Below are 14,465 nucleotides of genomic sequence, written 5' to 3'. Positions count from 1 at the left end.
CCATGATGACGTTACGTCGCTTGCTGCCCCTTGCGCTGCTGCTGTCGCCGCTGACGGCATCTGCGCATAACTTCGTGCATGGCCGGCCGGTGGCGCCGATCGCCATCGCCGATCGCGGCGAGCTGCTGCTGCGCAACGGCGATTTCAGCTACCGGCCGTGGAACAGCGCAAAACTGGCGGGCAAGGTGCGGGTGATCCAGTACATCGCCGGGCGCACCTCCGCCAAAAAGAAGAACTCGCTGCTGATCAACGCCGTTAAGGACGCGAACCTGCCGGGCGATCGCTTCCAGCCGACCACCATCGTCAACACCGACGACGCGATACCGGGCTCCGGCTTCTTCGTGCGCGGCAAGATCGAGAAAAACAAGCGGCATTACCCCTGGGCGCAATTCATCGTCGACAGCGACGGGCTGGGGCGCATGGCCTGGCGGCTGCCGGAGGAGAGCTCCACCATCGTAGTGCTGGACAAGGCCGGGCGCGTGCAGTGGGCGAAGGACGGCGCACTCACCCCGCAGGAAGTTGACCAGGTGATCGCCCTGCTGCGCGCGCTGATCGCGCAGGAGACGCCATGAAGCGCACGCCGCCGGGAACCGATAACGCATGTCTTTGATTGAACGCTATATCACGGTTGAGATCCGCCGCCTGGTGATGATGATCGCCGGGTTTCTGATCTTCATGTTCGCCAGCTACTCCGCTCAGCGCTACCTGACCGACGCCGCCAACGGCACGCTGGCGCTGCGGGTGGTGGCCGACGTGGTTTTCTATAAATCGCTGATCGCGCTGGAGATGATATTGCCCGTCGCGCTGTATGTCTCGGTGGCGGTCGCGCTGAGCCAGATGTACAGCGATGCGGAGATCACCGCCATGCTGGCCGCCGGCGCCAGCCCGCTGCGGCTGTACAAGGCGGTGCTGATACTCGCCGTGCCGCTGGCGATAGCGGTCACGCTGCTGTCGCTGTATGGCAGACCCTGGGCGTACGCCAATATTTATCAGCTGCAGCAACAGTCGCAATCGGTGCTGGACGTGAGCCACCTGCAGGCCGACAAATTCAACGTCAGCGGCAACGGCCGCATGATCCTCGCCAGTCACGTCGACAAAACGGCCAACCACCTGACGGACGCCCTGATTTATGTGCGCGGCGGCCATCACACCAACCTGTACCGCGCGCAGTCAGTGGAGGTGCTCGACGCCTCCCCCGCCAGCCCCGCCGTGCGGCTGAAAACCGGCACCGCCTATGTGCTGGATCGTGAGGGCACCGACGACAACGGGCAGAACTACGACAACTTCGACATCGCGCTCAAACCGTTCTTGCCCAGCGCCGAGAGCCGGCACAAGTCGGCCTCGCCGGCGGAACTGGCGCGCTCCGCCGATCCGGGCGACGCCGCCGAACTGCAATGGCGCGAGAGCCGCGGGCTGACCACCGTGCTGATGGTGCTGCTGGCGATCCCCTTTAGCCGCATCAAGCCGCGGAAGGGGCGCTACGCCGCACTACTGCCCCTCACGGTTCTGTTTACCGTGATTTTCTATGGCGGCAACATTTGCCGCACGCTGGTGGCCAACGGCTCTCTGCCGACGATCCCCGGCGTTTGGCTGGTGCCGATAGCGATGGCTGTCGGTATCGCCCTGCTGCTGGCGCGCGACCTCTCCCTGCTGCGGAAACCCTCCCGATGACCCTTTTTAGCCGCTATCTGATCCGCAACGTGTTCATCGGCTTCGCCGCCGCGGCCGGGCTGCTCATCCCGCTGTTCACCACCTTTACGCTGATCAACGAGCTGGAGGACGTGACCCCAGGCGGCTACCGCTGGCAGCAGGCGCTGCTGGTGACCGTGATGACCCTGCCGCGCAGCCTGGTCGATCTGGGGCCGTTTATCGCGCTGCTCGGCGGCATCGTTGGGCTGGGGCAGCTCTCCAAGAGCCTGGAGCTGACGGCGATCCGTTCCGCCGGGATGTCGATATTCCGCATCGCGCTGGTGATGCTCGCCGCCGGGCTGCTGATGAACCTCTCGCTCGGCGCCCTCGATGAATGGGCCGCCTCGCCGCTGCAGCAACGCGCGCTGCAAATGAAGAATAACGCCCTGGCGCAGTCGAATAATAACGACGTTACCGTTAACCCGCTGTGGGCGCGGCGTGGCAACGAGTTTGTGACAGTGAAAACCGTCGATGAGAACGACCAGCCCCACGGCATTGAGATCTTCCGTTATCAAGCTAACCGCGCGCTGGAGTCTTACATTTACGCCGACAGCGCCAGCACCGCCGCCGACGGCAGCTGGCTGCTGCACAACGTGATGCAGAAAAGCTGGCAAGGCAGAAAGGAGACGATTGCACGACAAGACAGCCTGCTCTGGCGCTCACTGTTCGCCGTGCCGAGCCTGAAAGAGCTGACCCTGCCGGCGGGCAGTTTCTCGCTCCAACAGCTGGATCGCTATATCGATTACCTGCAAGGCTCGGGGCAACCCAGCACCGAATACCGCCTGGCGCTGTGGAAAAAACTCGGCCAGCCCCTGCTGGTGCTGGCGATGATTTTGCTGGCCATCCCGTTTACCTTCACCGCCCCGCGCGCCCCCGGCATGGGCAGCCGGCTAGCGCTTGGCGTCATCATCGGGCTGCTGACCTACATCGCTTACCAGATCGTTCTCAATCTGGGGTTGCTGTTCGCCCTCAACGCGCCCTTCACCGCCCTCGCCCCGCCGCTTTTGCTCCTGGCGTTGGCGCTGGTGCTGGTTTATCGGTTTGACCGGCGGGGTTAAGCATTTTCTGAGGTTGATAAGGGATAAGAAGAGAATCGCAATTTCCATTCCAGAGAAAACATCACGCACTCACCTGCTCGCGATTTTTAAGGATGTTAGTTAATGGCAAAGATAGCTGTTTGTATACTGACTTTTAACTCCTCTCGTTTATTACACGAGGTGCTTTCTCCACTCATGGGCATTGCGGATGAGTGGATTGTGGTGGACTCCGGCAGTACGGATAAAACGCTGTCTATTTGCCAAAGCTTTGGAATCAGCCCTATTTATCATCGTTTCGAGACTCACGGACGGCAAATGAACTTTGCGATTTCTCAAGCTCATCATGACTGGGTGTTGTGCCTGGACAGCGACGAAATCCTTGATGCCGAAACCATAGCGTCCATTTTAACATTCAAATCGCAGGAAAACCCACCGCCACAGCAAGCCTTTAGAATCAAAAGGAATTGGTTTGTTCTCGGACAGCCAGTCAGAACGATTTATCCCATCTCCTCACCGGACTACCCCGTTCGGCTGTTCAATAGAACGCAGGTCAGGTTCAATGATGCTCCGGTAGATGATGCCGCTGAAGGCTATATTCACACGTCGGTCATTCCCGGCAATGTTAAGCACGATACCTTTTACTCTCTCCATGAAATATTCAACAAGCTCAATAGCTATACGACAAGGGTAGTAAAATACAGAAACATTAGGCCCTCGATATTTCGTGGCATCGTTAGCGCGATCGGCGCATTTTTTAAATGGTACATACTGAGCGGGGCATGGAAGGAAGGCAAAGTCGGCGCCGTCACTGGCTTTTATGCCGTGGCCTACAGTTTCCTGAAGTATTTTAAATCCTGGTATGGCAAAGATTGATAATGTTAAGGACAGAAACAGGGGCGTTTCCCCGCCGCTACTGATCCTGGCGTTGGTTTATCGATTTGAGCGGCGAAGTTAACACCCTACAGCAGCCTTTAGAAAACAAGAACTTTCCGGTTAATAGTTGACCGGCTTTACAAATTGGCCTGAGCCGTTATTATCCCTTATTTGGTGTCCTAAGCGCCGTTAGCTATCGCTGGCTGCCGTTCGATAACATGCCCCTCAGGGGGCCATCGAGTGCAAGGAGTGCGAGCGCCCGCCTGAACAGGCCAAGACGCAGCAAGCAAAGGAAGAGACACACTATGTTTTCCAGTTTGAAACTGCTGTATATCGCCGATGATATTATTTCACCTGATGATTGAAGATCAGAAAGACGAGGATGTCTCCACTATCAGGGGGAGAATATGAGCAAGTTGATAATGGCAATGGCGTTACTGTTTACTGTTCTCATGATGCAAGGATGCAAAAAAAACATGGAATATGAACCACAGGATTTTTTTGAAGGCCAGCAACTGGACATCGCACAGCTGATTTATGATGGCGATGAAGTGAAACTGAAAGAGAAACTTCCCTCTGTCAGCAAGGAAGAACTGAATCGACCGGTTAAGGCAGACATGACCCTGCTGTTTTGGTCGGTGCTAAACTCAATCTATGATAAAAACACGCCAGAAAGGCTGAAAATAATAACCGACTTGGTAAAAGCTGGCGCAGACCCGCTGCAACCCAGACCAGAAGGAGGAAGCAGCCCAGCGGAATTCGTCATGAAAGCCGACAAGGGGATTTGGGTCAAAGCCATGCTCGACGGCGGTTTACCGCCAAACGCAAAAGATAAGGTATTCAATGAGCCCATTGTATTCCAAACAATCAAAGCCAAGAACACAGAAACGTTAAAGGTGATGCTGGATTACGGAGCGGATATAAATATCAGAGACTCCTTACAACAAACCTTATTAATGGATGCTTTTTTTAGCTCAGCCTTTGAGCACATGACCCTACTGCTCAATCGGGGTGCGAATCCTAACCCGGTAAATATAAACAATCTTTCGCTGTTAACAGCAGTGAATCGGCAAATCAAAGACAGCCAAGATGGCTCAGAATACAATGAACAGTGTAAGAAAATACTCGAGCTCATGCTTTTAAAAGGAGCAAAGGAAACGCAGTAATTTCACTAACTCGGATCTGACAGCTGCCGGTTATTTATACTGAAGCTGTCAGGTTACATCTGGCTTTCGATAAACACGCTATAGACCAAAAAACTGATTGAAGAGACGAGGATGCCACCATTCTCAGGGGGAGAGTATGAGCAAATTGATAATGGCAATAGCGCTACTGTTTACTGTCCTCATGGTGCAAGGATGCAACAAAAGCATGGAATATGAGCCACAGGATTTTTTTGAAGGCCGGCAGCTGGAAGTCGCACAGCTAATTTATGATGGCGATGAAGTGAAACTGAAAGAAAAGCTTCCTTCAATAAGTAAGCAAGAACTGAATCGACCGGTTAAGGCGGACATGACCCTGCTGTTTTGGTCGGTGCTAAACTCAATTTATGATAAAAACACGCCAGAAAGGCTGAAAATAATAACCGACTTGGTAAAAGCTGGCGCAGACCCGCTGCAACCCAGACCAGAAGGAGGAAGCAGCCCAGCGGAATTCGTCATGAAAGCCGACAAGGGGATTTGGGTCAAAGCCATGCTCGACGGCGGTTTACCGCCAAACGCAAAAGATAAGGTATTCAATGAGCCCATTGTATTCCAAACAATCAAAGCCAAGAACACTGAAACGTTAAAGGTGATGCTGGATTATGGTGCGGATATAAATACAATGGATTCATTGGGGAATACCTTGTTAATAAACTCCCTAGACTATCGCTCGTTTGATCATACGATTCTTTTATTGGAGAGAGGTGCAGATAATAAAATCAAGGGTAAGTTTGGTTGGACTATGGGCAATCAGCTTCAGCGCTTTATAGATAGAGGTGTAGGCGACACCGAGGATAAAGAAAAAATCAACAAGATAAAAGAATTGTTAATTAAAAACGGTGGAGACTGGCCTCCTCTACCTATAGAGAATTGAGACTCCCTTAAGGTCAGCGTCGAAGACATGTAATATGCCGCTCAGGGGCGAAATGGCAACCGCCCCTGCTCGCTCTGTCGATAGTTGCCGGGGTTAACGCAATTCCTTCGCTATCGAGCTAAACATCAGCGACGCCTCCAGCGGTTGCGCGCTGAAAGAAGGCTCCGCCTGAGGCCAGGTGGACCACTGGACGATCACCAGATTCTCCGCCTGATTGACCATGAGCATCTGGCCGAAGATCCCCAGCGCCCGCAGGGAATGCTTGAGGGAGGCCTGCGGAGCGGGTTCTACGTTAATCGCATTCACCGGCACTTCGTTGTTCCACCACTGGTAGCCGTAAATGCCGTCGGGGTGCGCCGCCGACACCGAGCCCGCCGCCCGCGTCCAGTTGGCCGACTGGGCTACCCAATCTTCCGGCAAGATCTGTTTGCCGTTCGGCAGCGTCCCGTTATGCAGAATGAATTCGCCGAAGCGCCCCCAGTCTTCCAGCGTGGCGTTAAAGCCGTGCGCACCCACGTCGTGCTGGCCTTTGGCGTAGGCATGCCACACGCCGTCGCTCGCCATGCCGTACGGCTGCCAGATGCTTTGTTCCAGATAGGTCGCCAGCGGCATGCCGGTGGCGCGTTCCAACACGTCGCCCAGCAACCAAGCGCCGCCGGAGGAGTAAGACCAGTTCTGCCCAGCCGGATGCGCACGCTGCAGGCCGGCTACCAGCTTGCGCACACAGGCGTAGGTGCCAGGCCTGGCTTCACACTCGGTCAGCTGCGCGAAGTCCGATTTCGGGTTGGTGTAATCCTCATTCCACGCCACGCCGGAGGTGTGGGTGATCAGCTGCCTGAGGGTCACGCCGTCCCACGCGGTGCCTTTCAGATCGGGTTCGTATTGCGTGATGAGATCGTCGAGCGAGCGGATCTTGCCCTGTTTAATCGCTACGCCCACCAGCGTGGCGACCACGGATTTGCCCACCGAGCGCGACGTCCACAGCGTGGCGTCGGTATTACCCTGCCCCAGATATTTCCAGGCGATTTTGCCGTCTTTCAATACCAGCATGCCGCTGACGTTCTGGCGCTGCAGATAATCCTGCAGGTGGTAGGTTTTGCCATTCACTCGATAGCTGGCGTCCGTTAGCGGTTTAGCGGCAGCCAGCAGCGGCGCAGCGTTACCGTGGTGGAACACATCCCCGGCATAGTTGCGGTAGTCATTACGAAAACCGATCACCCGGTCGCTCTGGCTCCAGGTGAGCATCTTGTGCGTGTCCGGCAATTGCGCATCGAAAGGCGCGGGACAGGCGCTGAGTTCGGTGCCCGCACAGGCGGCCAGCGCGGCGGGCGCCAACAGGCCGCTGCAGAGACTGATGACAACGCCCGCCAGCAGGCTGCGGTTAAACACTTTGCTTTTCATATTTTTTCTCGCTTAGCTCAGGAAGGTGTTCAGCTTAAAAAAACGCGGCCTATAATAAAAAACGCCTGATGGGGGAAAATCCCCCGAAAAATCGACGGGAGAACCGCGTGCCGAGCCTGATTTATTCCTTTGCCCAACTGGAAGCCTTCACCGCCGTGGCCGAGCACGGCAGCCTGGCGAAAGCCGCGCTCAAGCTGGGCAAAGACCGCACGACGCTGCGCGATTTGATTGATTTTCTCGAGGATGGCTTGGGCTATGCGCTGTTCCTGCGCGAGGGGCGCAGCCTGCACCTGACGCAGGAAGGCGAACAGCTACAGCGCCAGGCGCATCTGCTGATGCGGCAGGTGAAAGCGTTTGAGGCGTTTGCCAAAGACGTGCCGAAGAGCACGGCGCAGGAAATCTCGCTGGTCTACGATCCCTTCACGCCCCGTGCATTGCTGCAAGCGCTGATTGCCGCCATGGCCCAACGCAACACGCGCCTGAGCCTGATTAACGCCTCGCGCGACGAAGCTGAAAGCCTGCTGGCAAGCGGCCAGGCCGATCTGGGCATCTGCCAGGCGCGCAACCGCAGCGTAGGCGACGCCATGGAGTGGCGCGCCCTAGGGGCGATAGAGATGGATTTTTACGCCGCCAAAGCGCTTTTCCCCGGCGCGGAACAGCCGCTTTCGCTGCTGGAACTCTCCCTGACTCCGCAGGTAATTATGCACCCGGATTCTGACGAACCAGTGGCGCGCCGCCTGCAAATTTCCGGGCACACTATCTTCACCAACGAACTGGAAATGCTGCGCGCCCTGCTCGAACAGGGCTGCGGCTGGGGATTCTTGCCGACGCATATGCATGCCGAGCAGTGGAAAAACGTCAACACGCTGCGCACCGAAGTCGGCAGCCAGGGGATCAGCCAAACCATGGTGACCATCTGGAAGCCCGGCAATGACCGGCGGGCGTTGATTGATGAGACGTTGGGGTTGTTGCCGGGGTTGTGGCGAGGGTCGGAGAAGAACGTGTCTTTGAGCGGAAGTTGAAAAACAAGTAGTAGCTAGTTGAACGACGTTATTCTAGCAGTAGATCATAGAGCTCTTAATTGCATTGCATGTAAAATCTCTTTTAAACTAAAACTTTTCTCTTAGTACCCCTTAGTCACTGGTAAATCTAGGGAGGTTTTTAATCCTCCCTATTCATTCTATTCATCACAATAAATAATTGGAACTGCATTAACCTCTTTTACAGCATGCGAAAATGATGACAATATCCATAGCAGCTGGATTACATGAGGCTTAACCGGCTCTTTTTTTTGTAACTTAGTAAACTCTCGCTTTATTTCTTTTTTAGAGATAAATGAACAACTGAGGATGCATTTTCTATGCAACCTAACATCTTTAAAAAGTTCGTCAAGATACTTTTTAATATGTCTAGTGTTACCTTTTCTTATCCTTTTTATTCTGGTTGGTGCTGATTGTTTTTTATAAACACCATCGTAATATTTCCTAAATTTATTTTTGATTTTATCGGTAAAATCATCAGTACTAAAATACATGTAACCAAGGTTTTTTATACCTTGCCCAACAACATCATGAAGTTTACTTGCTGAAGTACTTTTATCACCATGCTTTGAATGAATAAAGCAAATACAAGATTCAGCCTTGTTAAATGTTATATGGTCTGCCCACTCATCAGCTAGATCATCACAAAATATGTAGTCATCATTAACATGAATTTTCTCCACTACATCAAACATAGAATCATTATGAAAATCAACCATTCCTTTAGAAAGCCCCCCTTTTTCACTTGAGACATTTTTTATATTACTTTTAGGGATGAGCATGTCTAATATACTATTGATTTCAGATACCCCTGAAGAGTCTTCGAAACAATTACCCATGAAATACATATAACTAGGATCAGTAAATGTAATGCTATAGAAACCATTTTTATATATGAAATTTTGCAAAGTTACATCTTTAGCCTTGGATGAAACTTTTAATTTTTTCAGAATAGTCGCGTCAATCGTTAATGTCTTGTTATTTTTTCTAATTTTAGCTTTACCAGCTGGAACAAAAATAGTCAGATCTTCTTCTATTTGGTAAACTCTCTCTAGTTTACGGAGTAACCGATTTACTTGCATATCATTTAGAATATGATCCGTTCCATCAGGCAACTTATATTTTATTATCGCCCCTTCTGATTGTAACTTCTCATATAATGAAGTGCTTTCAATTAACAATGCATTTGGCTTCGTTAAGTCTAAAACTTCACCTAACTCTTTTTGTTTGGCAAAATAACTCAGGAAGTCTTTAACCCCTCCTCCTTGCCTTATCAGACAAAGTTGAGCATAAGACCATTCCGCAACTTCATAAAAATTCACTCTCTGTGAAGCTTCTACTAGTCGTCCAGAACCAGATATTGTCTTAATTACCGCGCCTTGTCTGAGCTTCAAGTAATAAGGTATTGATCTACCTGCAGCATGAGTAGAGTAAGAACCTTTAAGATCTGCTGACTCTGCTGATCTATTCCGTATTGCCTTGTCTGAGTTAGTGATTGTTCTCGTGGATATTTTTTGAAAAGAAACCTCAAAATCATTAAAAGTACCTACTAATAAATCACTCGATACCAAGTTAAAATTCTTTTCAATTTTATCTGATATATTTGAGCAACTTTTTTTTATGATCGCTATACTGTTGTCAAACTCAAGAATCAATATAAATGCATAAATCTTATCTTGATAGTTATTTCCATCATCAACTTCACCAATGAAATACACAGGCCTAAGTGATGGAAAAATTCTCAATGAGTACTTGTACGGGATATCACCCTCAATTAATCTATTTTCCACCCTAAAATCATTTATTAGATAACCACTATCAGGGTCAATATTTTCATCTGATGAATCTAAAATTGAATTTATTTCCACATCTGTTATTGTTCTATTTAAATTATCCTCAGGTATAATCAAATCATAGAACTGGATGTTTTTGGTAAGTTCCAATCTATCAATCATAATAACTACCTCATAAAAATCAGATTGTTATTTCCCTTCAAAAAAATGTATTACCTAAAAACCACATCATTTATATTTACTTATAAATCATAATGTAGTCGTTATCAACATTCATCTTAGCAGGGCAGCCTTCTAAACCAGAATCCCCCCAGCTAGTCATCAACAAAGTAAATCCATGCGATATCATTTAAATTAAAATTAATAAAAATATCATTATTTCCAATATTAGCATTTTTATTTATTCCTGCATCACCACTAATCATTCAAAAAATACCCCCCCAACTCCCCCTAGCACCGCCCCCGCCCTTTCCCTACAATAAGGGATCTGTTGAGGCATAACGCAAGGAAAGACGGTGTCAAAAGCCAATCCCAATGCCACTATCGTGGATATCGCCCGCCGCGCCAGGGTGACCAATATCACCGTTTCCCGCGCCTTCAATAAGCCCGAGCTGGTCAAGCCGGAAACCCGCGAGCGCATTCACGCCATCGCCAAAGAGCTGAACTATGTACCCAACGCGTTCGCGCAGGGGCTGAAAAGCAGCAGCAGCCAGATTATCGGCATCGTCACCAGCAGCATGTATAACCCGTTCTATTCCGGCCTGATCAAGACCGTGTCGCGCATTGCGCGCCAGCAGGGTTATCAGATCATGCTGTTCGACACCGACGGCAGCGAAGAGGCGGAAATGCGCGCCATTCAGGCGCTGTTCGGCTACAAGGCGCGCGGCATCCTGCTGTCGGCGGTGCGCGACGACAAGCGCTACCGCCCCGCCTATCTCGAGCTGGCCGAGGTGTACGGCGTGCCGCTGATCCTGATCGACCGTGACCTTTACGATCAGCAGCTGAGCGGCGTGTTCCTCGATAACCGCGAGATCGGCGTGCTGGCCGGGCGTTATCTGGCGGAGCAGCCGGAGCAGAAGCTGCTGATTATCGGCGGCCCGGCGGATTCGGAAATTACGCTAACGCGCACCGCCGGCATCGTCGCGGCCTTGCAGGGCAGCGGGCGTGAGATTCATATCATCAACGGCGACTACGATTTCACCTCGCAAGAAAGCGAGGTGCGCGCCTATCTGGCGCAGCCGGAGAACCGCCCGGATTACATCATCGGCCTGAACGGCATCATCACGCTGGGCGCCATCGCCATCTGCCACGAGATGGGGCTTTATCAGCAGGTGAAATTCTTCTCGATAGACGAACCACCGCGCGCCGGCGCTTACGGCCTGCACATTCCGGGGGTGTATCACGATACGCAGAAACTGGGGGAGATCGCCGCGGAGCTGCTGTTCAGCGCCATTAACAGCCCGCGCGGCGAGTTGCCGGTGCGCAGAGAGTTCTTCACCGGCTCACTGTTGAATCGCTGACGGGCGCTATTGCCCGTAGTAGGCGTGTTTGCCGTGCTTGCGCAGGAAATGTTTGTCCAATAGCTCCGGCTGCATCGGGGCGATGGCCGGCGCCAGCTGGCGCGTCGCCATCGCCATGATCGCCACCTCCTCCAGCACCACCGCGTTGTGCACCGCATCCGCCGCGTCCTTGCCCCAGGCGAACGGGCCGTGGGAATAGACCAGCACCCCCGGCACCTGCTGCGGATCGCGCCCCGCCTGATTGAAGGTCTCGATAATCACCTTGCCGGTTTCCCCCTCGTAATCCCCGGCGATCTCCGCCTCGCTCATCGGCCGAGTGCAGGGAATGTCGCCGTAAAAGTAGTCGGCGTGGGTGGTGCCCAGCGCCGGGATCGGCTGCCCGGCCTGCGCCCAGATGGTGGCGTTGCGGCTGTGGGTGTGCACCACGCCGCCGATATCGGCGAAGGCGCGGTACAGCGCCAGGTGGGTGGCGGTGTCAGATGAAGGTTTGCGGTGCCCTTCGCGCACCTTGCCCTCCAGATCCACCACCACCAGATCCGCCAGCGTCATCGCCTCGTAGGCGATGCCCGAAGGCTTGATCACCACCAGCCCGCTCTGGCGGTCGATCGCCGAGACGTTGCCCCAGGTAAAGGTCACCAGCCCGTATGCCGGCAGGCTGAGGTTGGCGGCCAGCACCTGCCGCTTGAGTTCGTTCAGCATGCGATGCCTCCATTGATCATCTGTTGTTCGATCCAGGCCTTGGCCTGGGCGATGCGTTGCTTGTCCTGCCCGTCTTCGCGCGCCCACATCTCCAGCAGATAGGGGCCGCGATAGCCGAGCGCGTTGAGCACGGAAAAGGCGTGGGCGAAATCCACGCAGCCCTCGCCGAACGGCACGTCGCGGAACTGCCCGGCGCTGCCCGGCCCCACCGCCACGGTGTCTTTGAGGTGCACGGCGGTGATGCTGCCGATGCCCAGCGCCAGCTCGGCGGCGACGTCGTTGCCCCAGGCGCTGAGGTTGCCGAGATCGGGATACACCGTGAACCACGGGCTGTTGACGTGGCGGGCGATGTCGCGCCATTTGCTGATGCTGTTGATGAACGGCGTGTCCATCACCTCCACCGACAGCATCACCTGCGCCCTGGCGGCCTGCGCCGCCGCCCACTGCATGCCCTCGATAAAGCGCTCGCGGCTGTGGCGATCGGCCGGTTCGTAATAGACGTCATAGCCCGCCAGCTGGATGTTGCGGATGCCGAGATCCGTCGCCAGTTCCAGCGCCTTGCTCATCAGCACCCGCGCCCGTTCGCGGGTGGCGGCGTCGGCGCTACCGAACGGATCGCGCCGGTGCGCCGACAGGCACAGGCTCGGCACCGTCACCCCGCTGTCGAGCCGCGCCTGGATAAACGCCAGCCGCTGGCGGCGATCCCAGTCCAGCCGCTGCTGGCGCGCCGGCTGTTCGTCTATAGACATCTCCACAAATTCAAAGCCCAGCTCGGCGGCGGTGGCCAGCCGCTGCGGCCAGCTCAGTTCGGCGGGCAGCGCCTTTTCATACAGCCCCAGACAGGCGGCGTTAGTCGTTTGCATCAGTCACCTCACTCAAAGCCTGAGCGACCGCCAGATAGCGCGCCTGCTGGGCGCGCAGGCGCCGATGGGCGGCGGTCGCGGGATAATAACAGCGCAGTTTGGGCGGCGCGGCGGCGATCGCCTCGGCGAACCCGGCGTACTCCCCGGCGCCGACGGCGGCGCACAGGGCGGCGGCGCGGCAGCCGCTCTGGCGCGTTTCCACCACCTCAAGCGGCAGGTTGCCGGCGTCGGCGTACATCTGCATCCACACCTCGGACTGCGTCGGCCCGCCGGTCATGCGCACCCGCTCAATGCGCGGGTTCAGCTGCACCATGCGCTCCTGATGGATCAGGTGCGAGAACACGATGCCCTGGTAGATCGCCTGCACCACGTCCGCCATCTCGTGGTGGGCGCTCAGGCCGATCAGCCCGCCCGGCGTGTTGCCGCCGAGGTTGGAGCCGTACAGATACGGCAGGAACAGCAGCCCGCTGGGCTGCTCGCGGCGCTCGGCCACCCAGGCGTTGAACTGGGCGTAGCGCTGCCGGTCGTCGGCGCAGAACTGGCGCAGGAACCAGGCAAGGTTGCCGGCCGAGGTCGGGCTGCCTTCGTGCACGAAATAGCGGCCGTCGATGCAATAGCGCCCCCAGGCGTAGGGGTAATCGGCGGGAATGATGCGATCGGTCACGCAGGTGGCGATCGACCAGGTGCCCGCCACCGCGCTGAGCGTGCGATCGTCGGCCACGCCGGAGCTGAGCGCCGCGCCCACCACGTCGAACAGGCCGCCGTACACCGCAGTGCCCGCTCGCAGGCCGCACTGCGCCGCCGCAGCGGCCGTCACCCGCCCGGCCAGCTGCGCCGAGCCGATCACCGGCGCGGTCTTCTCCTGCGCCTCTTCGATGCCGAAGGCCGCCATCAGCGCCGGATCGTAAGCGCCGCTGCGCTGGTTAAACAGGTTGCTGCCGGAGATGTTGGTCACCTCGGCCGCCGCCTCGCCGGTGAGGCGAAAGCGCAGGTAGTCGTGCGCCATCAGGATGCGATCGACGGCGGCGTACTGCGCCGGTTGCCGCTGCTTCAGCCAGCGCAGCAGCAGCGCCGGGTGGCTGGGCCACAGCGGCTGCAGGCTGCGCGGGTAGGTCTGCGCGTCCACCCCGGCGCGGCGCAGCTCCGCCGCCGTGGCCGCCGCGCGGTTGTCCGAAGAGAGAATGCCGTTGCCGACCGGTTTGCCGTGGCGGTCGATGGCGTACAGCCCTTTGCCGTGCGCCGAAAAGCTGACGCCGCGCACCTGCCCGGCCGCCAGCCCCGCCGCGTGCAGCGTCTGGCGGATCGCCGCGCAAACGTCATCCCACAGCGCGTCCATATTGCGTTCGCTAAAGCCCGGCTGGGCGGCAATCGCCGCGCCGTCGCGCTCGGCGATCGCCAGCTCTTCGCCGCTTGCCCGGTACAGCCCGGCCTTGATCACCGTGCCGCCGACGTCTATGCCAAGAAAGACTGACAT

The 14,465-nt window shown here is 55.4% G+C and carries 13 protein-coding genes; 8 read left to right on the top strand and 5 right to left on the bottom strand.

Features of this window, described 5'->3' with window-relative positions:
• Nucleotides 1–5: 5 nt before the first annotated feature.
• The 6 genes from AC2CGQ_RS03275 (at nt 6) to AC2CGQ_RS03250 (ending at nt 5,675) form a co-directional block, all read left to right on the top strand.
• Nucleotides 6–572, top strand: coding sequence for a YtfJ family protein (locus AC2CGQ_RS03275; RefSeq protein ID WP_021505888.1), 567 nt, complete (start codon nt 6–8; stop codon nt 570–572).
• Between the two features lie 28 nt (nt 573–600).
• Nucleotides 601–1,671 (top strand): LPS export ABC transporter permease LptF, encoded by a 1,071-nt coding sequence (gene lptF, locus AC2CGQ_RS03270; RefSeq protein WP_484593472.1) that lies wholly within the window; start codon nt 601–603, stop codon nt 1,669–1,671.
• Complete coding sequence (gene lptG / locus AC2CGQ_RS03265; protein WP_015378490.1) at nt 1,668–2,747, top strand: LPS export ABC transporter permease LptG; 1,080 nt, start codon at nt 1,668–1,670, stop codon at nt 2,745–2,747. Before lptF ends, lptG begins: the two co-directional genes overlap by 4 nt.
• Nucleotides 2,748–2,849: 102 nt before the next feature.
• Nucleotides 2,850–3,599 (top strand): glycosyltransferase family 2 protein, encoded by a 750-nt coding sequence (locus AC2CGQ_RS03260; protein ID WP_099982713.1) that lies wholly within the window; start codon nt 2,850–2,852, stop codon nt 3,597–3,599.
• A gap of 407 nt (nt 3,600–4,006) precedes the next feature.
• A complete protein-coding gene (locus AC2CGQ_RS03255; RefSeq protein WP_021505891.1) occupies nt 4,007–4,765 on the top strand; it encodes an ankyrin repeat domain-containing protein in 759 nt (252 codons plus the stop codon).
• A 136-nt stretch (nt 4,766–4,901) separates the two neighbouring features.
• Nucleotides 4,902–5,675: an ankyrin repeat domain-containing protein gene (locus AC2CGQ_RS03250; protein ID WP_484593471.1), complete on the top strand. Its 774-nt coding sequence runs from the start codon at nt 4,902–4,904 to the stop codon at nt 5,673–5,675.
• Between the two features lie 93 nt (nt 5,676–5,768).
• Here AC2CGQ_RS03250 and AC2CGQ_RS03245 read toward each other — a convergent pair whose 3' ends face one another.
• Entirely contained in the window at nt 5,769–7,076 is a 1,308-nt protein-coding gene (locus AC2CGQ_RS03245) for a serine hydrolase domain-containing protein (protein WP_484593470.1), read from the bottom strand.
• Nucleotides 7,077–7,183: 107 nt separating this feature from the next.
• Here AC2CGQ_RS03245 and AC2CGQ_RS03240 point away from each other — a divergent pair, with 107 nt between their 5' ends.
• On the top strand, nt 7,184–8,098 hold the full coding sequence (locus AC2CGQ_RS03240) for a LysR family transcriptional regulator (protein WP_484593469.1): 915 nt from the start codon (nt 7,184–7,186) through the stop codon (nt 8,096–8,098).
• A 158-nt stretch (nt 8,099–8,256) separates the two neighbouring features.
• On the opposite strand, the gene AC2CGQ_RS03235 is transcribed toward AC2CGQ_RS03240, so the two are convergent.
• On the bottom strand, nt 8,257–10,071 hold the full coding sequence (locus AC2CGQ_RS03235) for a hypothetical protein (protein WP_484593468.1): 1,815 nt from the start codon (nt 10,069–10,071) through the stop codon (nt 8,257–8,259).
• Between the two features lie 353 nt (nt 10,072–10,424).
• Between AC2CGQ_RS03235 and AC2CGQ_RS03230 the strand changes: the two genes are divergently transcribed.
• Nucleotides 10,425–11,429, top strand: a complete 1,005-nt coding sequence (locus AC2CGQ_RS03230) for a LacI family DNA-binding transcriptional regulator (protein WP_004935582.1) — start codon at nt 10,425–10,427, stop codon at nt 11,427–11,429.
• Between the two features lie 6 nt (nt 11,430–11,435).
• Here AC2CGQ_RS03230 and araD read toward each other — a convergent pair whose 3' ends face one another.
• From araD to AC2CGQ_RS03215, 3 genes are read right to left on the bottom strand one after another with little or no spacing between them, the layout of a single operon-like run.
• Nucleotides 11,436–12,128 carry an L-ribulose-5-phosphate 4-epimerase gene (araD, locus tag AC2CGQ_RS03225; RefSeq protein ID WP_021505898.1) on the bottom strand — a complete coding sequence of 231 codons (693 nt, stop codon included), beginning with the start codon at nt 12,126–12,128 and terminating at the stop codon, nt 11,436–11,438.
• Entirely contained in the window at nt 12,122–12,991 is an 870-nt protein-coding gene (locus AC2CGQ_RS03220; RefSeq protein ID WP_484593467.1) for an L-ribulose-5-phosphate 3-epimerase, read from the bottom strand. The genes araD and AC2CGQ_RS03220 overlap by 7 nt, the downstream gene beginning before the upstream one ends.
• Nucleotides 12,978–14,465: an FGGY-family carbohydrate kinase gene (locus AC2CGQ_RS03215; RefSeq protein WP_484593466.1), complete on the bottom strand. Its 1,488-nt coding sequence runs from the start codon at nt 14,463–14,465 to the stop codon at nt 12,978–12,980. Before AC2CGQ_RS03215 ends, AC2CGQ_RS03220 begins: the two co-directional genes overlap by 14 nt.

It is taken from the genome of Serratia sp. DFXYC6 (genome assembly GCF_057196085.1).
This window is presented reverse-complemented; position numbering and strand designations above follow the sequence as displayed.